Annotated in this window: 23 protein-coding genes; 9 read left to right on the forward strand and 14 right to left on the reverse strand. The window is 42.7% G+C overall.

Annotated features, from left to right (window positions below; all coding sequences use genetic code 11):
• Nucleotides 1-9: 9 nt before the first annotated feature.
• From hscA to F899_RS07445, 7 genes are all read right to left on the reverse strand, one after another.
• On the reverse strand, nt 10-1,869 hold the full coding sequence (gene hscA / locus F899_RS07415; RefSeq protein WP_004894493.1) for a Fe-S protein assembly chaperone HscA: 1,860 nt from the start codon (nt 1,867-1,869) through the stop codon (nt 10-12).
• Between the two features lie 40 nt (nt 1,870-1,909).
• Nucleotides 1,910-2,425, reverse strand: a complete 516-nt coding sequence (gene hscB, locus F899_RS07420) for a Fe-S protein assembly co-chaperone HscB (protein ID WP_004812736.1) — start codon at nt 2,423-2,425, stop codon at nt 1,910-1,912.
• Between the two features lie 135 nt (nt 2,426-2,560).
• Complete coding sequence (iscA, locus tag F899_RS07425; RefSeq protein ID WP_004894496.1) at nt 2,561-2,881, reverse strand: iron-sulfur cluster assembly protein IscA; 321 nt, start codon at nt 2,879-2,881, stop codon at nt 2,561-2,563.
• A 41-nt stretch (nt 2,882-2,922) separates the two neighbouring features.
• A complete protein-coding gene (gene iscU, locus F899_RS07430) occupies nt 2,923-3,309 on the reverse strand; it encodes a Fe-S cluster assembly scaffold IscU (protein ID WP_004812740.1) in 387 nt (128 codons plus the stop codon).
• Nucleotides 3,310-3,412: 103 nt separating this feature from the next.
• Nucleotides 3,413-4,630: an IscS subfamily cysteine desulfurase gene (locus tag F899_RS07435; RefSeq protein WP_004812743.1), complete on the reverse strand. Its 1,218-nt coding sequence runs from the start codon at nt 4,628-4,630 to the stop codon at nt 3,413-3,415.
• A 1-nt stretch (nt 4,631) separates the two neighbouring features.
• Nucleotides 4,632-5,105, reverse strand: a complete 474-nt coding sequence (locus tag F899_RS07440) for an Rrf2 family transcriptional regulator (RefSeq protein WP_004812744.1) — start codon at nt 5,103-5,105, stop codon at nt 4,632-4,634.
• 115 nt (nt 5,106-5,220) lie between these two features.
• Nucleotides 5,221-5,865, reverse strand: a complete 645-nt coding sequence (locus F899_RS07445; RefSeq protein ID WP_004812747.1) for a hypothetical protein — start codon at nt 5,863-5,865, stop codon at nt 5,221-5,223.
• A 203-nt stretch (nt 5,866-6,068) separates the two neighbouring features.
• On the opposite strand from F899_RS07445, the gene F899_RS07450 reads away from it, so the two are divergent.
• From F899_RS07450 to F899_RS07460, 3 genes are all read left to right on the forward strand, one after another.
• Complete coding sequence (locus tag F899_RS07450) at nt 6,069-6,548, forward strand: phasin family protein (RefSeq protein ID WP_004894501.1); 480 nt, start codon at nt 6,069-6,071, stop codon at nt 6,546-6,548.
• 157 nt (nt 6,549-6,705) lie between these two features.
• Nucleotides 6,706-6,978: an HU family DNA-binding protein gene (locus F899_RS07455; RefSeq protein ID WP_004279807.1), complete on the forward strand. Its 273-nt coding sequence runs from the start codon at nt 6,706-6,708 to the stop codon at nt 6,976-6,978.
• Nucleotides 6,979-7,109: 131 nt separating this feature from the next.
• Complete coding sequence (locus tag F899_RS07460; protein WP_005221805.1) at nt 7,110-8,975, forward strand: SurA N-terminal domain-containing protein; 1,866 nt, start codon at nt 7,110-7,112, stop codon at nt 8,973-8,975.
• A 196-nt stretch (nt 8,976-9,171) separates the two neighbouring features.
• On the opposite strand, the gene F899_RS07465 is transcribed toward F899_RS07460, so the two are convergent.
• Nucleotides 9,172-10,044, reverse strand: a complete 873-nt coding sequence (locus tag F899_RS07465; protein ID WP_005221807.1) for a DUF2797 domain-containing protein — start codon at nt 10,042-10,044, stop codon at nt 9,172-9,174.
• Nucleotides 10,045-10,078: 34 nt separating this feature from the next.
• Here F899_RS07465 and F899_RS07470 point away from each other — a divergent pair, with 34 nt between their 5' ends.
• Both F899_RS07470 and F899_RS07475 read left to right on the forward strand, forming a co-directional pair.
• A complete protein-coding gene (locus tag F899_RS07470; RefSeq protein WP_004894508.1) occupies nt 10,079-10,549 on the forward strand; it encodes a DUF6231 family protein in 471 nt (156 codons plus the stop codon).
• Nucleotides 10,550-10,651: 102 nt separating this feature from the next.
• Entirely contained in the window at nt 10,652-11,344 is a 693-nt protein-coding gene (locus F899_RS07475; protein ID WP_005221809.1) for a YidB family protein, read from the forward strand.
• 58 nt (nt 11,345-11,402) lie between these two features.
• Here the strand turns inward: F899_RS07475 and F899_RS07480 are convergent, their stop codons facing one another.
• Genes F899_RS07480 through F899_RS07490 form a run of 3 tightly spaced genes read right to left on the reverse strand, consistent with a single transcriptional unit; the run spans nt 11,403 to nt 13,371 of the window.
• Nucleotides 11,403-12,023 (reverse strand): OB-fold-containig protein, encoded by a 621-nt coding sequence (locus tag F899_RS07480; protein WP_005221811.1) that lies wholly within the window; start codon nt 12,021-12,023, stop codon nt 11,403-11,405.
• Between the two features lie 20 nt (nt 12,024-12,043).
• Nucleotides 12,044-12,352: a Rieske (2Fe-2S) protein gene (locus tag F899_RS07485; protein ID WP_008305220.1), complete on the reverse strand. Its 309-nt coding sequence runs from the start codon at nt 12,350-12,352 to the stop codon at nt 12,044-12,046.
• 14 nt (nt 12,353-12,366) lie between these two features.
• Nucleotides 12,367-13,371, reverse strand: coding sequence for an adenosine kinase (locus F899_RS07490; RefSeq protein ID WP_005221815.1), 1,005 nt, complete (start codon nt 13,369-13,371; stop codon nt 12,367-12,369).
• Between the two features lie 275 nt (nt 13,372-13,646).
• On the opposite strand from F899_RS07490, the gene F899_RS07495 reads away from it, so the two are divergent.
• The 3 genes from F899_RS07495 to F899_RS07505 all read left to right on the forward strand — a co-directional run bounded on the left by F899_RS07495 (nt 13,647) and on the right by F899_RS07505 (nt 18,369).
• Nucleotides 13,647-14,096 (forward strand): GNAT family N-acetyltransferase, encoded by a 450-nt coding sequence (locus F899_RS07495; RefSeq protein ID WP_004812759.1) that lies wholly within the window; start codon nt 13,647-13,649, stop codon nt 14,094-14,096.
• A 165-nt stretch (nt 14,097-14,261) separates the two neighbouring features.
• Complete coding sequence (locus tag F899_RS07500) at nt 14,262-17,201, forward strand: insulinase family protein (protein ID WP_005221817.1); 2,940 nt, start codon at nt 14,262-14,264, stop codon at nt 17,199-17,201.
• Nucleotides 17,202-17,220: 19 nt separating this feature from the next.
• Nucleotides 17,221-18,369 (forward strand): phospholipase A, encoded by a 1,149-nt coding sequence (locus tag F899_RS07505; RefSeq protein WP_005221819.1) that lies wholly within the window; start codon nt 17,221-17,223, stop codon nt 18,367-18,369.
• A 58-nt stretch (nt 18,370-18,427) separates the two neighbouring features.
• Here F899_RS07505 and F899_RS07510 read toward each other — a convergent pair whose 3' ends face one another.
• From F899_RS07510 to ilvA, 3 genes are all read right to left on the reverse strand, one after another.
• Nucleotides 18,428-19,765, reverse strand: a complete 1,338-nt coding sequence (locus F899_RS07510) for a TrkH family potassium uptake protein (protein ID WP_004894527.1) — start codon at nt 19,763-19,765, stop codon at nt 18,428-18,430.
• On the reverse strand, nt 19,762-20,418 hold the full coding sequence (locus F899_RS07515) for a potassium channel family protein (RefSeq protein WP_004812766.1): 657 nt from the start codon (nt 20,416-20,418) through the stop codon (nt 19,762-19,764). The genes F899_RS07510 and F899_RS07515 overlap by 4 nt, the downstream gene beginning before the upstream one ends.
• A gap of 215 nt (nt 20,419-20,633) precedes the next feature.
• Entirely contained in the window at nt 20,634-22,172 is a 1,539-nt protein-coding gene (ilvA, locus tag F899_RS07520; protein WP_004812768.1) for a threonine ammonia-lyase, biosynthetic, read from the reverse strand.
• A gap of 104 nt (nt 22,173-22,276) precedes the next feature.
• On the opposite strand from ilvA, the gene rpiA reads away from it, so the two are divergent.
• Nucleotides 22,277-22,948 (forward strand): ribose-5-phosphate isomerase RpiA, encoded by a 672-nt coding sequence (gene rpiA / locus F899_RS07525; RefSeq protein ID WP_005221821.1) that lies wholly within the window; start codon nt 22,277-22,279, stop codon nt 22,946-22,948.
• Nucleotides 22,949-23,067 lie beyond the last annotated feature (119 nt).

Consider the following 23,067-nt stretch of genomic DNA (forward strand, 5'->3'; position numbering starts at 1 on the left):
TACCTTAAATTAGTTTGAGTTTGACCAGTCGTCGAGTTTAGTACCTTTCAGTGCTGCATCGATATGCTGGTTCATACGAGCAGCTGCAAATGCATCACTATGTATTTTAAGCTGTTCTACGGCAGATTCAATCGCTTTGATATCTGTACCTTGCAGCTCTTGTTCAAGCTTGGCTTGAGCAGCTTGCAGATCAGTAAGCTGCTGTTCACTTAACAACGCCGCATCCATTTTCAGGGCCTGAGTAAGTGCTTCAAGTTCACGTTGTGCTTCAACTTTAGTTTCCTGAAGATGACGCAGGTTTTTGTCTTCTTCAGCAAATTTATAACCTTCAAGCAGTAAACGCTCTGTATCTTCGCTCGATAAACCATAAGATGGCTTGATATCGATCTGTGCTTTCACGCCAGACGTGGTTTCTTGCGCAGCTACGGTTAATAGACCATCAGCATCCACCTGGAAAGTCACTTCAATACGTGCCTGACCTGCAGTCATTGGGGGAATACCGTGCAGTACGAAGCGACCCAAGCTACGGCAATGCTCCACCAGATCACGTTCACCCTGAACTACATGGATCAACATCGCGGTCTGACCATCTTGATAGGTGGTGAATTCTTGACGGCGTGCCACAGGAATCGCGGTATTACGTGAAATTAGACGCTCTACCAGACCACCCATGGTTTCAAGACCTAGAGACAATGGTGTTACGTCTAATAACAATGAACCGTCGGTTGAATTACCAATCAATTGGTTCGCAGTAATCGAGGCACCAATTGCAACTACTTCATCCGGATTGATGGTACATAGAGGTTCTTGATTGAACACTTCACGCACTGCTTTCTGAACGGCATAGGAGCGGGTAGAACCACCTACCAGAACAACATTTTGAATATCATCCAGTTCCAGTTTGGCATCACGCATTACACGTTTACAAACGCTAATCGTTTTATCCAGTGCAATTTTAATGATTTCTTCAAACGTTGGACGATCTAATGTTAAGACATGATCCAGCAGTTTTAATTCTACAGACTCTGCATCAGAAAGCGCTTCTTTGGCTTTACGCGCAGCTGTAATGAAATGTGCATATTCAGCATCATTGAGGGTTTCAATATTCAGCTGTTTCTTGGCCCATTTTAGAATCAGACGATCCAGGTCATCACCACCCAGAGCAGTATGGCCACCAGTCGCTAATACTTCGAATACGCCTTGCGAGAAACGCAGGATAGATACGTCAAAAGTACCACCACCTAGGTCATAAATCACATAGTTGCGATCTGTGCTTAGATTTGATTCTTGATCTAAACCATAAGCAACCGCTGCTGCAGTCGGTTCATTTAACAAGCGTAAAACATTTAAGCCAGCAAGCTGTGCTGCGTCACGTGTTGCTTGACGCTGTGCTTCATCAAAATATGCAGGAACTGTAATAACAGCGCCATTAATCTCATTTTTCAAGCTTGCTTCTGCACGGTCTTTCAGCTGTTTTAAGATTTGTGCTGAAATTTCGACGGGTGTTTTACGACCTTGAGCTGTTTCAAACGCTGGCATTTCATTCGCTTCACCCACTAAGGTATACGGGTGCTGGAATTTAATATCCGCTTGAGAACGACCCATGAAACGCTTTACAGAAACGATGGTATTTTTTGGGTCGGTCATTATGAATGGTGCAGCTTCATAGCCGTACTGAGTGCTTTGCTCTGCATAATGAACGATAGAAGGAAGTAACACACGTCCTTGTTCATCATTAAGTACTTTGGCTTTACCTGAAAGAACCGTGGCGACCAAAGAATGGGTGGTGCCTAAATCGATACCAATCACAATGCGGTGTTCATGCGGTGCACTTGATTGACCTGGTTCTGCAATCTGCAAGAGAGCCATAGTGTTACATCCTTTGCACGTTAAATATTAAAGAGAGAAATTAAAAATCGTCATCGAGGTCAAAGCTGTCGTCATCGAGGAAGCGGTCTTCCGCTTTATCAATATCGGCCATGACTTTGACAAAGAAGCGCAGTTTACGCACAGTATCGCGAGCCTCAGCCCAGTCTTCCTCTTCATAATCTATTTTGAATTCACGCACCAGACCATCAATCCACTGTTGAACTTCAACTTTTAGGGAAGATAAATCTTCTGCTGAAGCTGCATCATCAAGCTGCTCACGAATTTCAAGCGCATCTTGCAGGAACTCAAAATCACTGATGGACTGATCCAAATGATAATCCTGTTTTTTCAATGAAAGTAAGTAAGCAGCGCGACTATCCACAGCCGACAACACCTTATATGCCTGATTGATTTCACTTGATTTGATCAGGGCCTGGTCTTTGTCTGCAGCTTTATCTGGGTGATATTGTTGCTGTAACTTTAAAAATTCAGCTTTTAAAGCAGCTGAATCAATATCAAGTGCGACAGGGAGGTTGAACAACTCAAAATGATTCATGGGAGATTGGATCCACGATTAATATGCAAATTAACTGCAATGTACAGCTAAAAACTACTGCCTAAATGCAATTAAAACAGTGTAGATGACACTGTTTTAATGCTGCAAGGATAAATGTACGCTAATGATTAAGCCTTATATAGTGAAGGATTCACCGCAGCCACATTCACCTTTTTTGTTCGGGTTGTTAAATTCGAAGCCTTCGTTCAGACCATTTTTTACGTAGTCCATCTCCATACCTTCGAGATAAACCAGGCTTTTCGGGTCAACGAAAACTTTAACACCAAACTGTTCAAATACTTCATCATGTGTATCAGCGTCATCGACGAATTCAAGCACATAAGCCAGACCAGAACAGCCTGAAGTTTTCACACCAACGCGAATGCCTTCACCCTTACCACGATTTTTCAGGTAATTGCTGATATGAGTTGCAGCATTTTCAGTTAAATGGATCATGAAAACTCCGTTAATCTTTCTTCAAAAATACACGTCAGCAATTAAGCTTTCACTTTTTTGCTACGATAATCTTCTACAGCAGCTTTAATGGCATCTTCAGCAAGTACAGAACAGTGTACTTTTACTGGAGGAAGAGCAAGTTCAGTTGCAATATCAATATTCTTGATCGCTTGAGCTTCGTCCAGAGTTTTGCCTTTTAGCCACTCGGTTACCAGTGAGCTAGATGCAATTGCTGAACCACAGCCGTAAGTTTTAAAACGTGCTTCTTCGATTACACCTTCATCATTCACTTGAATCTGAAGACGCATCACGTCGCCACATGCTGGTGCACCCACCATGCCTGTACCTACGTTTTCTGCATTTTTGTCTAAAACACCAACGTTACGTGGGTTTTCGTAATGGTCAATTACTTTTTCGCTATAAGCCATGTTGCTTCTCCAAACCTCGGGGTCAGCCTAATATTAAATATGGGGATTAAAAAACTTTTATCAATGAGATAACAACATAAATGCTGTTATCTTCGATACAAGATTAGTGTTCAGCCCATTCAACTGTAGAAAGGTCGATACCTTCTTTGTACATATCCCAAAGCGGAGAAAGTTCACGTAACTTCTCAACAGCAGCTTTAGTGACTTCAAGTACATGATCAATATCTTCTTCAGTGGTGTATTTACCAAAGCTAAAGCGGATTGAGCTGTGTGCAAGTTCGTCTGATAGGCCCAATGCACGTAGAACATAAGACGGTTCTAGTGTTGCAGAGGTACATGCTGAACCTGAAGATACTGCTGCATCTTTCAGAGCCATCATTAGTGATTCACCTTCAACAAAGTTGAAGCTCACGTTCAGGTAGTTCGCAACGTTATAAGTTTCGTGGCCATTCAGGAATACCTGTTCAAGGTCACGTAAACCATTCCAAAGTTTGTCACGAAGTACACGTAAACGCGCTTGTTCAGAATGCAAGTTTTTACCTGCAAGTTCAAATGCTTCACCCATACCTACGATCTGGTGAGTCGCAAGCGTACCAGAACGCATGCCACGTTCGTGACCGCCACCATGCATTTGTGCTTTCAGGCGTACACGTGGGCTACGACGTACAAAAAGGGCACCGATACCTTTAGGACCATAGATTTTGTGTGCAGAGAAACTCATCAAGTCGACTTTCAGTTGAGAAAGATCGATTTCAACTTTACCTGCAGCCTGGGCAGCATCTACGTGGAAGAAAATTTTCTTGGCACGAGTGATTTCACCAATTGCAGCAACATCCGTTACGGTACCAATTTCGTTGTTTACCATCATCAGGGAAACAAGAATGGTATCTGGACGAATTGCAGCTTCAACCATGTCTGGTGTAATCAAACCAGTTTTTGGTTGTGGTTCCAGATAAGTAATTTCAAAGCCTTCAGACTCTAACTCACGGCATGTATCCAAAATTGCTTTATGTTCAATTTTAGACGTAATAATGTGTTTACCTTTAGATGCATAGAACTGAGCTACACCTTTTAGGGCAAGGTTGTCAGATTCAGTCGCACCAGAAGTCCATACGATTTCACGTGGGTCAGCTTTGATAAGGTTAGCTACCTGTTCACGTGCGTATTCAACTTTTTCTTCCGCTTGCCAGCCGTATGCATGTGAACGAGATGCAGCATTACCGAAGGTACCTTCGAAAGTTAAGCATTCCATCATGCGTTCTGCAACTTGAGGGTCTACAGGAGTGGTTGCTGCATAGTCAAGATAAATCGGACGTTTCATGTCAAATACCTGTAACCGATAAAAGAGCTGAATCAAAAGATGCTGAATTTTGGCGAAGTGAAACGGTTTGAACGTTGTCACGTGCTACGAGGTCAGCAAGCGAGATTTTTGCGAGATAATCGGCAATGTGGTGGGAGAGTTCCTGCCATAAATCGTGAGTCAAGCACATCGCACCATTCTGGCAATTGCCTTTATGGTCGCAGCGAGTGGCATCAACAGTTTCGTTTACAGCTTCAATGATTTCTAACACAGTGATGTCTTGAGCATTACGCGCCAGATGATAACCACCATTGGCACCACGGACACTTGAAACTAAGCCATGACGTTTTAGTTTCGCAAATAACTGCTCAAGATAGGCAACGGAAATAGTTTGACGAGCTGCAATTTCAGCAAGCGTGATCGTTTGTTCAGTTGGCTGCAAAGCTAGATCAAGAAGAGCAGTCACTGCGTAGCGACCGCGAGTGGTTAAGCGCATGATTCGATACACATGGTTAGACTAGATGTGTCGATTTTAAGAATCCTGACTAAAATAGTCAAGTTTTTTTATTATGCAAAATGAAACGTTAAATCGTACCAAAAAGAAGGCTTTATTAAGCAAGCCAATTATATACTAATAACGTAATTAAACCTACGGTAATAAGACCAAAGATTATATTAATTTGCTTCTGACGACGTTGCATGCGTCGAATCCGGTTTTCATACTGCTTAACTTCCACTTGCAGGGTATTAATTTTAGAACGTTGCTGGTCAATTTTATCTAGAAGTGGGGCCAGACGATTACGTGAAGTAACGACTTCAGACTCGTCTCTTGGTTCATACAGCCACTGTTTCCAGTCAGCAAGCAGTTTCGGCAGGGCAAACAGGGTCAGCAGATCACGGAATTCGTCTTTCAGGATCTGATTGCCATCAATACGCATAGCCTTAATGCTGCGACGATTGCCAAAAATAAAGATTTTGATCAGATCGGACAGATTAGTACGCACATCAAGGTCAATGATTTTATTTGGCGCTTTATGGTCAAATAGCAGACCCTTATCGGTAAACTGCACATAAAAGTCGAAATAAGGAATATAACTATTAATCTTAATAGCAATATTTTCATCAATAAACTTTTTAGCTTGTAATGCAACAACGCGATCATGTTTTAGAATAAAAGTGAAAATCGTTTCTAAAACAATTAAAGTCATTGTCAGCAATAAGTGCGGCTGCTTTTGACTTTGCTGCGATTCGCTCATAGATACAACCAATCCTTTCCTGAAAAATTTGAAATATAAAGCATCCTGCCTAATTGATATTTCAGGGATTAAACTTAAAACATGAAATAAATTGCTTTGTAGAACAGTTTAGCAAAACTGGCAAGTATTAAATTTGCTAATATGCTGTAATTTTGTAGATTTCTATATAAAATTTGCATAGAAAATAATCAGGAGGCGTGCACATGGACAAATCTGAAGCGGCACAGGATGCAATTCCGGAAACAGAACAAAAAACATCAAAAGCTAAGTCGAGATCAGGATCAGAGCGTAAGTCGGTCCTCGACTTTCGAAAATATACCAAACAAATCTGGCTGGCTGGACTGGGTGCATTCTCTCGTGCCGAAGAAGAAGGCAATAAATTATTCGACTCTTTGGTCAAGGTGGGAGAAGAGCTTGAATCCAAAACGACTGACATTGCCGACCAAACTGTCGAAAAAGTCTCAGAAAAGGCCAAAGAGTCTGTCACAGATACCAAAGATAAAGTTGAAAAATTAATTGATCACTCTGTTCATCATTCCTTGAATCGTATAGGATTAGTGACGCTGAAGGACGTACAGCATCTAGAAAAACTGATCCTGCAGCTGCATGCTAAAGTCGATCAGTTGATGGAAGAACAGGGGAAAATACAGGATGAATTGTCTAAAAAATCACAACGAAAGTGACTTTATTCATTATTCAATGTTTTTTTCGCTTATTTTTTAAAAAAAAAGAGGTCGAAGAGTATTGCGTTTAGCCCTAAACCATTGTTATAAAGTCGCTATGGCAATTTAAACAAATTCTTGGACCTTAAATAAACGATATTAAGAGGACGTAATTTTCATGAATAAATCAGAATTAATTGATGCAATTGCAGAGAAAGGGGGATTATCTAAGGCTGACGCTGGTAAGGCTTTAGATGCTACAATTGCTTCTGTTACTGAAGCGCTAAAATCAGGTGATACAGTTACTCTCGTTGGTTTTGGTACTTTCGGCGTTAAAGAACGCGCTGCACGTACTGGCCGTAACCCACAAACTGGTGCTACGCTAGAAATCAAAGCAAGCAAAGTACCTAGCTTCAAAGCTGGTAAAGGCTTGAAAGACGCTGTAGCTTAATCGCCAACAGCAACCAAACGCGCCTCACTAGGCGCGTTTTTTTATTGATTAATTAAATAGTCAGGATTAACACATTCATTCAGTGGGTTTTTTCGGGTAAAATCCCATGCAAATAAAATATTGGAATACTTATGGAATCTTTTCGTAAAGTTATTAAGGGTTGGCTGGGCAAGGTCTTGCTCGTTCTGTTTTTGACCCCTTTAGCGCTTGTAGGTATTGAAGGATATTTTAGTGGTGGGAACAAAGATACAGCCAAGACGGTAAATGGCACAGATATCTCTAAAAAAGAACTGGAATCTCTGACAAAATCATTCAAAGAACAATATCTCAGTTATGCCAATGGCGATGAAACATTATTAAATCAGGCATTCATTGATCAAAAAGCTATGGATACGCTGGTTGCACGTACAGTTTTGCTACAACAAGCTGAAAACCTGGGCATCAGTCTCAGTGATCAGCAAATTGAGCAAATGATTGCTCAGCAACCGAGTTTCCAGCAAAATGGTCAGTTTTCAAATGCGCTCTATGAAAACTATTTGCGCTCTGTAGGCATGAATAGCCAGCAGCTGATTGCAAGTCTACGCACCGACCATGCTCTTAAAATGTTGTCATCTACATTTATTGACTATCCATTGGTTAGTAAACTGGAAATTCAGCAGATTGCTGACTTGCAGACTGAACAGCGTCATGTGCATATTGCCAGTGTCAATCTTGAGAACTACAAGAAAAACGTTAAGGTGACTGATGCAGAAATTGCAGCTTATTATGAAAAGCATAAGACTGTATTCAAGCAGCCAACAAGTGTGGATGTAGATTACGTAGTTTTAAAAGCGGGTGATATCAATACCGCTGCTGTTACGGTAACCGATGCCGAACTGCAAGATGCCTATAATAGTTTTGTCGCGGCACAAAAATCGACTGCCAAGCCAGAAGTGAAACATATCCTGATCACTGCGGATAACCGTTCTGAAGCTGAAGCGCAAAAACTTGCAGCGGATGTAGCAGCTAAAATCAAAGCGGGTACAACATTTGCTCAGGCTGCAGCTCAGTATTCAGAAGATCCTGAATCTAAGGCCAAAGGTGGTGCAATCGCAGTTTATGAAGCGGGTGTGTTCGGTGATGCTTTTGATAAAGCTGTTGCTTCATTACAATCTGGTCAGGTTTCTGCACCCGTGAAAACAGATTATGGTTATCACATCATTGCTGTACAGGCACCTGATGTAGCTGTACCATCATTTGAATCACAAAAAGCACGTCTGACTGAAGAGGTGCTGGCTTCTAAAAAATCAAATGCATTCTCTGATACTGTGAATAGCCTGAATGATATGGTGGTCAGCAGTGACTCACTGGATGTGGTAACACAAGAAGTTAAAGGTGTTCGCGTACAATCAGCCAAAGGCGTGACATTGTCTACACGGGATCCATTACTCAGTGATGCCAATGTGAAAGTGAAGCTGTTCAATGACGATGTGAAGAATGGTGACCGTAATGTATCATCTAGCATACAGTTGGCAAACGGTGATGTAGCTTGGGTGAAAGTGCGTGATTACCATGCAGCAGGTGAGCAATCACTGGCGGAAGCGAAACCACGTGTTAAAGCAGAATTGATTGAAGAAAAAGCGCGAGCTCTTGCAAAAGCCCAGATTCAGAAATCATTGGATGAGTTTAAGACCAAACCTGCTGCTTCTGTAGCAAAAGGTAATCTGGTGTTTGAAGATGCGGGTATCTATACCCGTGCTGAAGGCTTGCTAAAGCGTGATGTACAGCGTGCAGCATTTAGCCTGAAAGCACCTAAAGCTGGATTCTGGTCTGTGACGACTGCAAGCTTGCCTAATGAGCTGGTAGTAGTTGCTGTATCTGAAGTGAAGAAGAATCCGATTGATGTCTTAAGTGAAGAACAGCGTACTGAACTGGCAAAACTTTATGCCCAGTTACGTGGTCAGCAAGAATTTGATGATTATACGCGTTATCTGAAATCGCAAGCGAAAATCAAATAACAGATTTTCCTTTAAAAAAACCGGCTTTCGAGCTGGTTTTTTTATTTTCTGGAAAAGTTTTTGCTCTATAAGAGCGCCATCTTTAGAGTCAAGGATGCATTGAAATACTGAAACGTGTTTTAAATTTTGGTAGTAAATTCCCTGATGAGTAAATAAAAAAGCGGGACATTTTATCCCGCTTTTTAAATAGTTCGATTTACTCAGCACGAACCTTAATTTCATAGCCGGTATATTTACGGATATTAATAACACCGGTATCCAGGATCAGGTACTGGCCTTTGATACCTTGTAATTTGCCACGGATCACTGGGGTTTTATCCAGATTATGTGATTTGATCTTTTCAGGATAGCTTTCTACCGGATAAATAAACTCGCGTGGGCGTTCTTGCTCCAGAATTTCGACATTTTCATTAAAGTCCAGACTCATGCTGAATTCATCACGAATACTGGTAATTTGCGGTTCGAATTCATCCAGAAGCTGATCACGGATATCAATCAGGTTAAGGGGCTCAGCTTCACCTTTAAGCAGTTTGCGCCAATCAGTTTTATCGGCAACCTGGGTGCCGAACATGACTTCCATTTGACCTGAAAGACGACGAGAACCTACTTTCATGATGGGTAAGGCTTGCGTTGCACCCTGATCCAGCCAGCGTCCTGGCATATGGTTGACACGGGTAATTCCGACTTTAAGTCCACTGGAATTGGCTAAATATACAATATGAGGCTGGAAGCATACTTCATGCGCAAAGGTGTCTTCACGGCAAGTACCCAAATGATAATGGCAGCTCTCAGGCTTCATAATACACATGTCACAAGATGCTTTGGTTTTAAAGCATTTGAAGCAGTGACCTTGAGAAAATGATTTTGATGTTTTGGTACCACAAGACACGCAGTAGATATTACCGGTCCATTCGATCTCGATTTCTTGACCCAGACTAAATGGAAGATCAATTTCTGAACGATCTAATATGAATTTATATTCAACATTTGCCCTGTGTATATCTTGATCAGTTACACTAAGGTTCTTGAGACCGGCATGCATTTTATGGCAAATGCCTTGAAGTTCCATATAAATTACTCACTTAAATCATAAGGATGCTGTTATGGCTGAACAGAATGTCATCACTTCGATGCTAGACGATTTTGCGCAGGAACAGCCCATAAAAACTGCGATTTGTATTGGTCAGGATTTGACCCAAATCAAGTTTAATCAGTCCATTCAATGGCATTATTTTAGCGTATCTGACTTTTTAAGTCTGCCTTTTCAGCAACGTTATGATCTGGGAGTAGTGATGCTAGATACACCTGAAACGAGTGAGTTATCAGATCAATTGATCAGTCAGATATTGGTCAAGCTGCGTGACTTATTTGCAAAACGTTTGGTCGTAGTAAGCCGTTTGCAGGATGAGAAACTACTCCGTTCTTTAGGACTAACCCAACTTATTGATAAAACAACACATAAAGCCGACTTTGCCCTATGGCAATTTAATATTCTGACTTATAAGCATGTACCAGACTGGTTTAATTCCAAATTCTGGGCCAATCCGGAAAATTGGAATAAGTTCCGCTGGTAAGGAAAAAATCTACTAAATTTCATTGCAAATATTAACATATTCATCCATTTCAACGTTCTGTTCAGCACGTATGCTGTAAGAAAGATTGACAGGATAAGCAGTATGACAAACCTCAGTAATATTGTAGAGATGCTGGCCAAGCAGGCCTTAGGCGGTAGTCAGCAACAGCAGAATACCAATCAGCATCAATCCCAAAACCAGTCGCAACAGTCACAAGGTGGGTTGGGTGGAATTCTTGGTGCCGTACTTGGACAGTTAAATCCGGGTAATACGCATCAAAATGGTCAATCCCAGCAAGGCGGCTTGGGCGGGATTTTAGGTTCTGTACTGGGTCAACTGGGTGGTGTTGGTCAGCCACAGCAGCAGCCAAATCAGCAGACGCATCAGCAACCTCGATCATCAGGATTCGGAGCAGGTGGAACCAAGACCTTACTTATTGCCGTATTGCCATTGGTACTTGCCTGGATTCAAAAGCAGGGTGGTTTACAGGGAGCACTGGATAAGCTTAAAGGTCAAGGCTTAAACACTCAGGTTGATGATTGGGTGTCTACAGGTCCTGGTGAGAATGCGCCCGTGGATAACCAGCAGTTACAGCTGTTATTTGATGATCAGGAAGTAGAACAGGTGGCTGAGCAGGTGCATGCCCCAAAGCAGGATGTATATAGTGCCATTTCTAAAGTCTTACCGCAGATTATTGATTCATTAACTCCGCAGGGTGAGCAAACCAGCAAGCAGGAAGCCAATAATGATATTCAGAATGTCCTGAACATGGTTTCAGGTTTCTTAAAGCGTTAACTGAAATTTCTTTAAAAAAGCCCGGCTATAAATGCTGGGTTTTTTGTATTTTTATAAATTATGAGTGTTCCAAATCCAGGCTAAACAGACGATTAGATTTGCTGATTTTTTTGGCCACATAATGTGATTTGCGCAGACGTATTAAAATAATCTGAGATTGGAATTCCAGCTCACCAAATTCCGGCTCGACCTGCACATAATGTAGCTGACCAAATTCATCCCTTACACGGGCTTGAGCTGAAAATCCGGGACGAGCATTGCCACTGGAAATGGTTGCCAGACGACCAATCAGATTGACATGGTGCTTTTTGTATTTAGGTGGAATCACCTGATCCAGACAGTGAATCATAAATACTGTAAAGAAAATCGCAATAATCAGCGCAGGAATAATCAGGTAATACGCCGGTAGAAATTCCTGTTCTTGAGAATAGATCAGCAGTTGCAGCACATAACCGGCAACACTGAAATTCATCAGCAGGAAAAATACAATTAAAATTTTCGAAAATTTAACATTAAGCAGGTCGAGATTGCGGAAGTAGAAAGGGGAGGTCTGTTTCAAAAATTTCGTCGGGCGAATTTTGAATAAATAACCTAAGGTTTCTACCACGCCCAGCAAAATCACAGCGAATAAACTTAAATGAAAAGGCATCAAGTTATAGTCTACGAAAAATGCCGGCATGGTAGCGTCCAATTTCAGAGTTATTCTGTGAGGTAAATCCCACCATCAGAATGCACGTTAATCTCTACTTTTTCAAGTGCTTGACCTTGACATGGACCAGAAATACATTCTCCGGTTTCAACCAGGAATAAAGCACCATGGGTTGAACACTCAATAAATTCCTGATCACGATCCAGGAACTGGTTTTCCAGAAACTCCAGTTCAACCTGCAAGTGTGGACACAGGTTCTGGTAAGCATAGAACATACCATCGCGTTGAGTAATGAAAATAGTGTCGCCATTTGGCGTTTCAAAAGAACGTGCTTCACGTTCCGGGATGTCTTCGGTCATGCAAATTTTAAACATTAAGCGCATTCCTTTTGGAAGTTTTCCAATAACGCAGCATAGTCAGCAATGGCCAGACGTGGACCAAATTGTGAAACCACCTGACTTGAAACCAGAATTGCCAATTCAGCTGCAACTTTCCAGCCTAGGCCTGCATTCAGTGCATACAGGAAAGCACCAGCAAAGGCATCACCAGCACCATTGGTATCAACTGCAGTTACAGCACGACCCGGTACAGTAAAGTTTTGACCTTCATTGCAGATCAACGCGCCTTTGGCTGACAATGTAATGACAATGTGTTGACTGATTTCTTGCAGTTTAATTAAAGCGGCTTCAAGCGTTTCAGTCTCAGTGTACATCAACGCTTCCTGTTCATTACAGAACAATAGATCTACGCCATCTGCAATCATTTCGTCCAGGCCGGCACGTGCATATTGCACCATGGCTGGATCAGACAAGGTTAAAGCAATTTTCGCATCACTGGCACGGGCAATAGTACGTGCCTGTTCTACAGCATGACGAGCAGTTTCTGAAGTCGACAGATAACCTTCGATATATAGCCATTTTGCAGTTTTGAGAGGTGTGAAATCAATTTGAACGTCAGTCAGTTCTGCAGTGATCCCCAAATAAGTATGCATGGTACGTTCTGAATCTGGACTTACCAGCACCATACAGGTACCAGTAACACCTTCACTGATTGAACGGGTTGTGGTTTGTATGCCGGCTTCATTTAAACCATCCAGGTAGATTTGACCTAAATCATCATTCCCGACACGGCAGGCATAGAAAGCTGAACCACCGAGCGCAGCAAAAGCCACAGTCGTGTTTGCAGCTGAACCACCAGAAGCCTGGCCTTTATAGTTTTGCGTGGTTTTCAGGTTCTCATACAGCGCAGCTTGTGTTTCACCATCAGTCAGTTGCATGGTGCCTTTTTGCAGGTTGTGTGCAGTTAAAAAGTCGTCAGATACTTTAAATTCCTGGTCAATTAGCGCATTACCAATTGCAAAAAGATCAACATTTGCCATGTCAGAGAGTCACATTCAAAAAACGAAAGTCATAAGTTTACACGAATGCTCAGGTTTGCTACAGGGTGTTAAATCATTTTCAAAAAGTTTTAGGGTATGCTGTAAGGCATTCATTTCGCACTTTGGTCGAATTAAAGCAGATAAATTTCGTAATCCTGCGGTCGTGCCATTGATTTAAATAGCGGATTTTATTTATAAGTGTTATATCACCTGTAACTGCATATTCATGCAAATGCAGGTTGAGCCGAGACTACAATTTCTGACAGTGTGTATATATGGATATTAAAATCGTAAAAGCCGAGCAATTACCAGATCAAATCGAAACTTTTGCTGCTCTGGCAAAAAAGGAAGGCTATGATTTAATTGAGAAATTAGTTGAAGAATATCGCACAGGAAAAAACTCCTTCAGTAAAGATAATGAATATCTTGCTGTGGCTTATGATGGAAACAAGCTGATTGCTTGTGGCGGTTTGAACCAGCAATGGGGACCAGATGGTGTGGAAGAGCGTATTGGCCGTGTACGTCGTTTCTATGTACATCCGAAATATCGCCAGCATGGAGTAGGCAAGCAATTACTGGCTTATCTGGAACAGTTAGCACGTCCGCATTATTCTGCACTTTGCCTGCATACTGAAACCAAACTGGCGGCGAGCTTTTACCAGAAGCAAAATTATGTGTTTGTCGAAAACCATCCGAATTACAATTACTTTAAATATCTGATCTAGCCGATTTTCAATTTAAATACTACGGTTCATAAACTTGGTGATTCAATTTCTGAATGAACAAGTTTACTTAATTCGATCAAAATGATCGGTTTTCAGCGTGAATAATAACAAAAACTACAGCTATAATGCGATCAGTTGTTTTTTATCTAAAAATTAGGAGATCGCATGACTGTAGATGTCACTGAAACCATTTCACAAACTGTACATCCTGCGTTTCAGTTGGTACGTCAACACCATGTTGATGCTTTAGACATTTTAGTGTCTGAATATAAACATAATGTGACCGGCGCCATTCATTATCACCTGGCGACCAATCACGATGAAAATGTCTTTTTAGTGGCTTTCCGTACGCAGCCAATGGATTCTAAAGGCGAAGCACATATTCTTGAACATACGGCGCTTTGTGGTTCAGAAAAATTTCCGGTACGTGATCCATTCTTCCTGATGATTCGCCGTTCCCTGAACACGTTCATGAATGCCTTTACTGCGGCGGACTGGACAGCTTATCCGTTTGCAACCCAGAATGATAAAGACTTCCAGAACCTGTTAGAAGTATATATGGATGCTGCTTTTGCAGCGAACCTGAATCCGCTGGATTTTGCCCAGGAAGGGATCCGTATTGAGCTCGAAAATGGTGAACCGGTTTACAAAGGTGTTGTGTTTAATGAAATGAAAGGTGCGATGAGTTCACCTTCAGATCAGCTCTATCATACGCTGGCGCATTACCTGTTCCCGGATACCACCTATCACTACAACTCAGGTGGTGATCCTAAAGATATTCCTGATTTGACTTACCAGGAGTTAGTTGATTTCTATAAGTCACATTACCATCCAAGTAATGCGGTATTTATGACCTTTGGCAAGAAGTCAGCGTATGAACAGCAAGAACAGTTTGAAAACTTGGCACTGTCTAAATTTGAACAGGGTGAGACTTTATACTCAACGCCAGAGACCCGTTTGTCTGCACCAGTATCGGTGACTGATACTTATGCAGTTGATGCAGAGGATTTACGTGATAAAACCTATCACGTTATTTCCTGGTTACTACCGGAAGCAAGCGAAATCAAACTTCGTCTGGGTATGCGTCTGGTAGAAGGTATCCTGTTAGAAGATTCGGCATCTCCACTGCGTCATTATCTGGAAACCTGTGGTTATGCAGATGCAACAGGCCCATTCATGGGGGTTGATGATTCTAACTTTGAAATGACTTTCTATTGCGCAGTTCAAGGCTCAAATCCAGAACATGCTGAAGAATTTAAAAATGGCGTATTCAAGATTCTGGAAGATGTTGCTGCGAAACCGGTAGATCAGCAGGCAGTAGATGCGATTCTGCATCAGATTGAATTGCATCAGCGTGAAATCAATGGTGATGGTACGCCATATGGTTTAAGCCTGATCCTGAATGGTTTAGGTAGCGCAATTCATCACCGTGATCCGGTTGAAGTCTGGGATGTGGATTCTGCAATTGCCGCAGTTAAAGAAGAACTGAAAGACCCGATGTGGCTGTCTAATCTGATCAAAGAACATCTGATTGATAACCCGCACCGTGTGCAACTGACACTGGTTCCAGATGCGACCAAATCTGCCAAAGAGGTCGAAGCGGAAAAAGCACGACTGGCAGAAATTGGCAAGACACTGACTGAAGAACAAAAAGCTGAAATCGTTGCGCAGACTGAAGCTTTAAAAGTTCGCCAGGATACACCGGATGACCTGAACCTGTTACCTAAGGTTGGCCTGGAAGATGTGCCTGCTGAAATGCAGATCGTACAAGGTCAGTTGCGTGAAGTGATTTCCAATGGCATCGATACGCCATTAAACCTATATTATGCTGGTACCAATGGTATTTATTACCAACAAGTCTTGGTACAGATTCCTGATGAAGTGGTGCAATCGCCATATTTTAACCTGCTGTCGATTCTGGTTGGTGAAGTGGGTGCGGGCGAATATGATTATCTTGAATTCCAGCAAATCCAGACTGCTGTTAGCGGCGGATTGGGTATGGGAGCTTCATTACGTTCAAAAGTAGATGACAAGAATAAGATTTCTGCCTGGTTAACGCTCACAACTAAATCTCTGGTAAATAACCTGCAAGCGATTCAGTTGCTGAAAACCGGTTTTGAGCAGCTTCGTTTTGATGAAAAAGGCCGTATTATCGAATTACTGCAACAGCGTAAAACACGTTGGCATTCACGTATTTCGGGTTCAGGACATAGCTATGCGATGCAGGTAGCTTCACGTCAGCACAGTGCTTTAGCGACCCGTGATTATCATAACACTGGTCTTGGTGCATTGAACTGGCTGATGAATCTGGTTGCTCAGATTGAGAAAGATGAAGCTGCTTACGATGCCATGATTGAAGAGCTGAAACGCATTCATCGTATTTTACTGCAAGCTCCAAAACAGTTCTTACTGGTCTGTGAAGAACCGCAAGCGGACCATCTGGTAGAAGAAGTTCAGAATGTTTGGGATAAAGTTGCTGTGGACCGTAATCCGGTACAACTTGCTCAAACTGAAAAAGTATTGAATGAAGCAGATGAGGCATGGCTGATTCAGGCCAATGTTCAGTTCTGTGCAGCAGCTTATCCGGCAGTAGAAGTATCTCATCCAGATGCAGCACCATTAATGGTCTTGGCAGGTTATTTGCGTAATGGATACCTGCATAGTGCGATCCGTGAAAAAGGCGGTGCTTATGGTGGCGGTGCCAGCTATGACGGTAATGCCTGTTCATTCCGTTTCTACAGCTACCGTGATCCACGTTTAGCAGAGACTTTCAAGGACTTTGATGCAAGTGTTCAGTGGCTATTAAATGCGGAACAACACCCACATCAACTGGAAGAAGCGATTCTGGGTCTGATTGCCAGCATGGATAAGCCGGGTTCACCAGCAGGTGACGCAATTACAGCTTGTTATGCTTACCTGCATCAGCGTACTCCGGCATTCCGTAAGCAGTTACGTGAACGTCTGCTCAATGTGACGCTGGAAGACCTGAAACGTGTGGCTCAGCAATATCTGGTAGAACAACAGCCGTCGCGTGCTGTGGTTGCACCCGTGGCAAAACGTGAAGCACTGGAACAGCTCGGATTTGTAATTCAACAAGTTCAATAAAATAAAAAAGGAAAATTGAATGGCGCTTAATTCGTTTAAGCGCCCAACTTTGCAGCTGAGCATTTTGCTGGGCTGTATGGGTGGGGCGCAGGGGTATGCAGAAGAAAATCAAACGACTATCCCCAGCAGTCCGATGCCAGCAACGGCTGAGGCCTGTGCCGCGGTAGAAACCAGTGCAGAACGTCTAGCGTGTTATGATGCTTTGTTCAAAGTACCAGAAGCTGAAAGAGTGGTACTGGTATCTGAACGTCGCGCAGCTGCTGAACTTGCGCCTGAACCCGATAACCTGAAAGCTAGAATTGATAAAACTGTTTCTACGGTAACGGTCAGTGAAGGCTCGCCACTGAAACCGAACCTGTCTTTATTGGACAGCCGTTGGGAACTTTCACCGGAAAGTAAACTGGGTACTTGGAATATCCGTTCTTATCAGCCGGTGTATGTATTGCCAGGATTTTGGACCTCCGAGAAAAATGAGTTTCCTGAAAGTCCGAATGAACGTAATACGGTAACAGAAGATCAGAACCTGAAATCCATGGAAGCCAAGTTTCAGCTTTCACTAAAAACCAAAGCAGTAGAAAATATTTTTGGTAATAATGGTGATATCTGGCTGGCGTATACCCAGTCTTCACGCTGGCAAGTATATAACTCTGAAGAATCACGTCCATTCCGTGAAACCAATTATGAACCAGAAGCCAGTATTGTATTCCGAACCAATTACGATTTATTTGGTCTGGACTGGCGTATGCTAGGTCTGACCATTAATCATCAGTCCAATGGCCGTTCCGATCCACTATCACGTAGCTGGAACCGGGTGATGCTGAATCTGGGCTTTGAGCGTAATAACTTTGCCCTGATGCTACGTCCTTGGTATCGTTTTGAAGAAGACCTGCCAGATGATAACAATCCGGATATCGTAGACTATGTCGGTCGTGGCGATTTGACTGCATTTTATCGTTGGAAAGATCATGACTTTTCACTTATGTTGCGTCATACCTTAAAAGGCGGTGATGACAGTCGTGGTGCAGCGCAATTTGACTGGTCATTCCCGATCAGTGGTCGTCTGCGTGGACATTTTCAGCTGTTTGATGGCTACGGTGAAAGCCTGATCGACTATAACCATAAGGCGACGTATGTCGGCTTGGGTGTTTCGTTGATGAACTGGTTCTAACAAGCATTATCATCAAAAAATCCACGTGCTGACATGGATTTTTTGTTTTATATCGAAATTACCCAACCTGAATTTCTGAAGGTGGATGTTTAAGGCGGCTCTTTTTCGGTGTGGCAATAAAATAGGCCAAGGTCAAAGGGCCTAAACGACCTGCAAACATTAACAGCATCAGAATCAATAGACTGGCTGGCTGTAATTCAGAAGTGATGCCACGAGACAACCCAACTGTACATGCGGCAGAAACCGTTTCAAACAGCAGATCCAGAAAGTCCTGATCTGGCTCCAGAATAAGCAGACTCATAAATCCGGTTGCAATCAGGAGAGCAGTAATACAGACCACTGCCAATGCTTTAAAGGTGGTTTTCTCTGGAATCGAATGCTTGAATAAACGAATTTCATCTTCACGCCGTAGGAAGCTAATTACACTAATCACTACAATGATAAAAGTTCCGACCTTAATGCCACCTGCGGTACTTAAAGAACCACCACCAATAAACATCAGGAACATGGTAACTAAGGTGGATGCATTGGTCAGCTGATCCATCGGCAGGCTGTTAAAACCTGAAGAACGCGGTACTGTGGCATGGAACCAGGCATTGACCGCCTGATCGCCCATACTCATCAATGCCAGTGTTTGAGGATTAGAAGCTTCCAGAATCCAGATCAGGATAAAGGCAGAAAGATTCAGTGCAGCAATGGTACTCAAAATCAGCTTACTATTGGTACTCAGTTTGCGCCAGCGTTTATGCTGTCGTACATCCATCAACACCAGAAAGCCAATGCCGCCAATGATATACAGCATGCTAATGGTGAAGGTAATAAGATACTGATCGGCAAAGCTCATTAGACTATTCGGGAACAGGGAAAAGCCACCATTGTTAAAGGCAGAAATACTATAAAAGGAAGCGTAGAAAAAAGCCTGGGCAAAGTTATAGTCCTGCAGCCAGGCAATAGTCAGAATTACTGTGCCAATTGCTTCAAAGAACAGCGAATATAGAAACACACCTTTAATGGTAGTACTGATCTTTTTCAGGCTGGTCTGACCGATGGACTCCTGAGCCATGACCTGTTGCCTTAGTCCCATTTTAGGCGCCAGACTCATGGCAGCCAGAATGGCAAAGGTCATAAAGCCGAGTCCGCCACATTGCAGGAGAATCATGATTACGATCTTGCCGAAGACCGTATAAGCTTCTCCGACATTGACCACAGACAAACCGGTAATGGTCACCGCAGAAGTTGCAGTAAAAACAGCCTGAAACCAAGTGACATCACCATGATGAGAAACTGGCAGTATTAACAAGATTGAACCAACCAGAATCAATGCCAGAAATCCCAATGCGATAATGCTGGGTGGACTGAGGTTAATAGTCCGGTTTTTATGAGCAGTTATTTTCATAGATTTTTAAAATGTTTGGACAGGCGACGTAAAGGTTCCAGCAAGCCCTCAACAAGCAGAATATCACCTTCTTTAAGAATAAGATGCGGGTCGAGGATATATTGAACCACGGGGCCACGCTTGTGCAGAATGGTTTTAATTTCTGATGCATGATCCATCAGCTGATTGAGTTTGATACCACTTTGTTCGGTATGAATCTCAATTTTGACCAGATAACGATTATCCTCAAGCGCCATATAGCGGCTGACCATCGGATAACTTAAGGATTGCGCGATCCGAACGCCCATATCTTCCTCGGGATGAATAATCTTATCCACCCCAAGATGGGTCAGGATCATATGGTGAGCTTTGGACTTGGATTTGGCCCAGATTTTTTTAACCCCCATATTCTTGAGGTGTAGGACGCAGAGAATACTGGCTTCAATATCTTCACCAATCGCCACCACCACCGCTTCACAGTTCTGAACATTTAGTTCGTCCAGCACATGTTCATCCGTGGCATCTGCAATCACGGCATGGGTGAGTTCATCTGAAATGCTTTCAACATATTTTTTATTCAGGTCGATGCCAATTACTTCATGTTTGAGTGACATCAGTTGTGTGGCAACAGTGGCACCGAAACTTCCTAAACCGATCACAGCAAACAGTGCCATGTATTTTTCCTAAAGTTGCTGCGCTTATACATGCGCTTTCTATTAATTTACGTGTTTATCTTAGTGCTTAATTAATATTTCAGCTATTTGCTTTACATAAATATTATCAAAGACCTGAGTTCTTATTCGCTTATATCAAAAAACCGCCTCATTCGCTTATATCAAAAAACCGCCTCGAAAGACGGTTTTGATTGTTTGGATATCAGAATCTGACATTATTTCAGGAAGCGTTGATAACCCAGGTTATTGGTAATCTCGTCATATGGATAGGTGATACTCTCCAGGGTTTCGATCAAACCGTCTGGATTCTGTTTTGCATCTTCCGCTTCCAAACCGACCAGTACACGACCTTCAGCTGCGCCGTGGTTGCGGTAGTGGAACAGGGTGATGTTATGAGTTGGGCCTAGACGTTCAAGGAAAGTCAATAACGCACCTGGACGCTCCGGGAATTCGACACGGAACAGACGTTCATTTTCAATGTCTGCGTGACCACCAATCAGATAACGGATGTGCAGTTTTGCTACTTCGTCGTCAGACAGATCATCAACGTCATACTGGAATTTCAGGTTTTCATAAATTTCCTGACGTTCTTTTTCGCCATTTTTCAGGCTAATACCCACGAAGACCTGAGCTGCGGTTGCATCGCTGGCACGGTAGTTAAACTCGGTGATGTTACGGCCTTGCAGGGCACGACAGAAACTCAGGAAAGCGCCTTTCTGTTCAGGAATGGTCACGGCAAAGATTGCTTCTTTACGCTCACCGAGTTCAGTACGTTCCGCGATATAGCGTAAACGGTCAAAGTTCATGTTGGCACCACAAACAATGGACACGATATTTTTGCCTTGAATGCCGTGTTCAGCGACGTATTTTTTAATCCCTGCCAACGCCATTGCACCAGATGGTTCTACAATACTACGGCATTCGTCATAGGTATCTTTAATTGCTGCACAGACTTCATCGGTATTGACCAGTACCACATCAGGTTCAACAATTGGACCAGAATTATCTGATTTTTGCAGACGGATGACCTCAAATGGTTTTTCACCAATTTGTGCCACCGCAGTACCATCGGCAAATAAACCGACAGATGGAAGAATCACACGTTCATTGGCTTCTAAGGCCGCTTTTAAGCACGCGGATTCATCATATTCCACAGGAATAACTTTGACATGCGGAGCAACATCTCCCAAGTACGCTGCAACACCGGCAATCAGGCCACCACCACCAACAGCAACGAAGACATATTCCACATCACGCCATTGACGCAAAATTTCATTGGCAATGGTACCTTGACCGGCCATCACCAGTTCATCGTCATAAGGTGGAATAAAGGTCATGCCATCTTCTTCGGCACGTTGAATCGCATATTTATTGGCAACATCAAATGAATCACCGTGCAATACGACTTCGCCACCTAAGCGTTTTACCGCTTGAACCTTGATATCAGGCGTAGTTTTTGGCATCACGATAATCGCGCGAATCCCCAGCTTTTTCCCTGACAGCGCCACGCCTTGGGCATGGTTGCCTGCTGAAGCTGTGATAACGCCACGTTCGAGTTGTGATTTCGGTAATTGACTAATACGGTTATAGGCACCGCGTAGTTTGAATGAAAAAACCGGTTGTAAATCTTCACGTTTAAAGCGAATGTTATTATTTAAGCGTTCGCTAATTCGTGGCGCTGCTTCGAGTGGGGTTTCGATTGCAACATCGTATACAGTTGCTTGTAAAATTTGTCGAACCAAACGAGACAGCATGTTAATTTTCCATCTAACAGTTTAAAATAAGCACTTATTGTAACAAACCACGCGGCTTTGCGGTTTAAAAATACTGCGAAAGTCCAAAATAGTTGAGTGATGTCATGAGTCTATATGCAACCCAAGATGAGAAAAAGCAAGCTGCAGCAAAAGCTGCGTTAAAGCACTTACCAAAAGGGGGCATTTTAGGCGTCGGTACTGGAAGTACTGTCAACTTCTTAATCGAACTTTTGCCTGAGCTTCAATTGGAAGCAGCAGTTGCAAGTTCTGAGGCCACTGCACAACGTCTTAAAAAATTAGGCATTGAAGTTGTCGATATGAATAGCGTAGGCGGTCTGGATGCCTATGTAGATGGTGCGGATGAAATCGACCGCCATATGCACATGATCAAAGGTGGCGGTGCTGCGCTGACACGTGAAAAAATTGTTGCATCTATTGCGAAAAAATTCGTTTGTATCGTCGATGATTCTAAGTGGGTGGAACAGTTAGGTCGTGAATTTCCGCTTCCTGTAGAAGTGATTCCAATGGCACGTTCTGCAGTCGCACGTAAAATTGTTGCTTTAGGGGGGGACCCTGCATACCGTGAAGGCGTAATCACTGATAACGGTAATGTAATTTTGGATGTTTATAACTTAAACATTTTGAATGCATTAGAGTTAGAAAAAACTTTGAATGACATTCCAGGTGTTGTTTGTAACGGTATCTTTGCCTTAAATAAAGCTGATATTGCTGTGGTTGCTACTGATAACGGTATTGAAGAGCGTACTGCGGTTTAATTAAACTTTCTAGAAAAAATCCCTCTAAATCTTTCTGAGCGAAGTTTTAAAGCACTGCTTTTAAAACAAGTGCAAGAAGGGAGACTTTTGAAAGCCTCTCTTTGAAAAAGAGGGGTTTG

Source organism: Acinetobacter sp. CIP 101934 (assembly GCF_000369585.1).
Classification (GTDB): Bacteria; Pseudomonadota; Gammaproteobacteria; order Pseudomonadales; family Moraxellaceae; genus Acinetobacter; species Acinetobacter schindleri.

Bases quoted from the DNA above. Each gene is read 5' to 3' on its own strand.
- F899_RS07475 (WP_005221809.1), top strand. From the start codon at position 10,652: ATGACAAACCTCAGTAATATTGTAGAGATGCTGGCCAAGCAGGCCTTA.
- hscB (WP_004812736.1), bottom strand. From the start codon at position 2,425: ATGAATCATTTTGAGTTGTTCAACCTCCCTGTCGCACTTGATATTGAT.
- F899_RS07515 (WP_004812766.1), bottom strand. From the start codon at position 20,418: ATGGCACTGTTTGCTGTGATCGGTTTAGGAAGTTTCGGTGCCACTGTT.
- F899_RS07465 (WP_005221807.1), bottom strand. From the start codon at position 10,044: ATGGAACTTCAAGGCATTTGCCATAAAATGCATGCCGGTCTCAAGAAC.
- F899_RS07480 (WP_005221811.1), bottom strand. From the start codon at position 12,023: ATGCCGGCATTTTTCGTAGACTATAACTTGATGCCTTTTCATTTAAGT.
- F899_RS07435 (WP_004812743.1), bottom strand. From the start codon at position 4,630: ATGAAACGTCCGATTTATCTTGACTATGCAGCAACCACTCCTGTAGAC.
- iscU (WP_004812740.1), bottom strand. From the start codon at position 3,309: ATGGCTTATAGCGAAAAAGTAATTGACCATTACGAAAACCCACGTAAC.
- hscA (WP_004894493.1), bottom strand. From the start codon at position 1,869: ATGGCTCTCTTGCAGATTGCAGAACCAGGTCAATCAAGTGCACCGCAT.
- F899_RS07445 (WP_004812747.1), bottom strand. From the start codon at position 5,865: ATGAGCGAATCGCAGCAAAGTCAAAAGCAGCCGCACTTATTGCTGACA.
- F899_RS07485 (WP_008305220.1), bottom strand. From the start codon at position 12,352: ATGACCGAAGACATCCCGGAACGTGAAGCACGTTCTTTTGAAACGCCA.
- ilvA (WP_004812768.1), bottom strand. From the start codon at position 22,172: ATGCTGTCTCGTTTGGTTCGACAAATTTTACAAGCAACTGTATACGAT.
- F899_RS07495 (WP_004812759.1), top strand. From the start codon at position 13,647: ATGGATATTAAAATCGTAAAAGCCGAGCAATTACCAGATCAAATCGAA.
- F899_RS07510 (WP_004894527.1), bottom strand. From the start codon at position 19,765: ATGAAAATAACTGCTCATAAAAACCGGACTATTAACCTCAGTCCACCC.
- F899_RS07455 (WP_004279807.1), top strand. From the start codon at position 6,706: ATGAATAAATCAGAATTAATTGATGCAATTGCAGAGAAAGGGGGATTA.
- iscA (WP_004894496.1), bottom strand. From the start codon at position 2,881: ATGATCCATTTAACTGAAAATGCTGCAACTCATATCAGCAATTACCTG.
- F899_RS07500 (WP_005221817.1), top strand. From the start codon at position 14,262: ATGACTGTAGATGTCACTGAAACCATTTCACAAACTGTACATCCTGCG.
- F899_RS07470 (WP_004894508.1), top strand. From the start codon at position 10,079: ATGGCTGAACAGAATGTCATCACTTCGATGCTAGACGATTTTGCGCAG.
- F899_RS07490 (WP_005221815.1), bottom strand. From the start codon at position 13,371: ATGGCAAATGTTGATCTTTTTGCAATTGGTAATGCGCTAATTGACCAG.
- F899_RS07440 (WP_004812744.1), bottom strand. From the start codon at position 5,105: ATGCGCTTAACCACTCGCGGTCGCTACGCAGTGACTGCTCTTCTTGAT.
- F899_RS07450 (WP_004894501.1), top strand. From the start codon at position 6,069: ATGGACAAATCTGAAGCGGCACAGGATGCAATTCCGGAAACAGAACAA.
- F899_RS07460 (WP_005221805.1), top strand. From the start codon at position 7,110: ATGGAATCTTTTCGTAAAGTTATTAAGGGTTGGCTGGGCAAGGTCTTG.
- F899_RS07505 (WP_005221819.1), top strand. From the start codon at position 17,221: ATGGCGCTTAATTCGTTTAAGCGCCCAACTTTGCAGCTGAGCATTTTG.
- rpiA (WP_005221821.1), top strand. From the start codon at position 22,277: ATGAGTCTATATGCAACCCAAGATGAGAAAAAGCAAGCTGCAGCAAAA.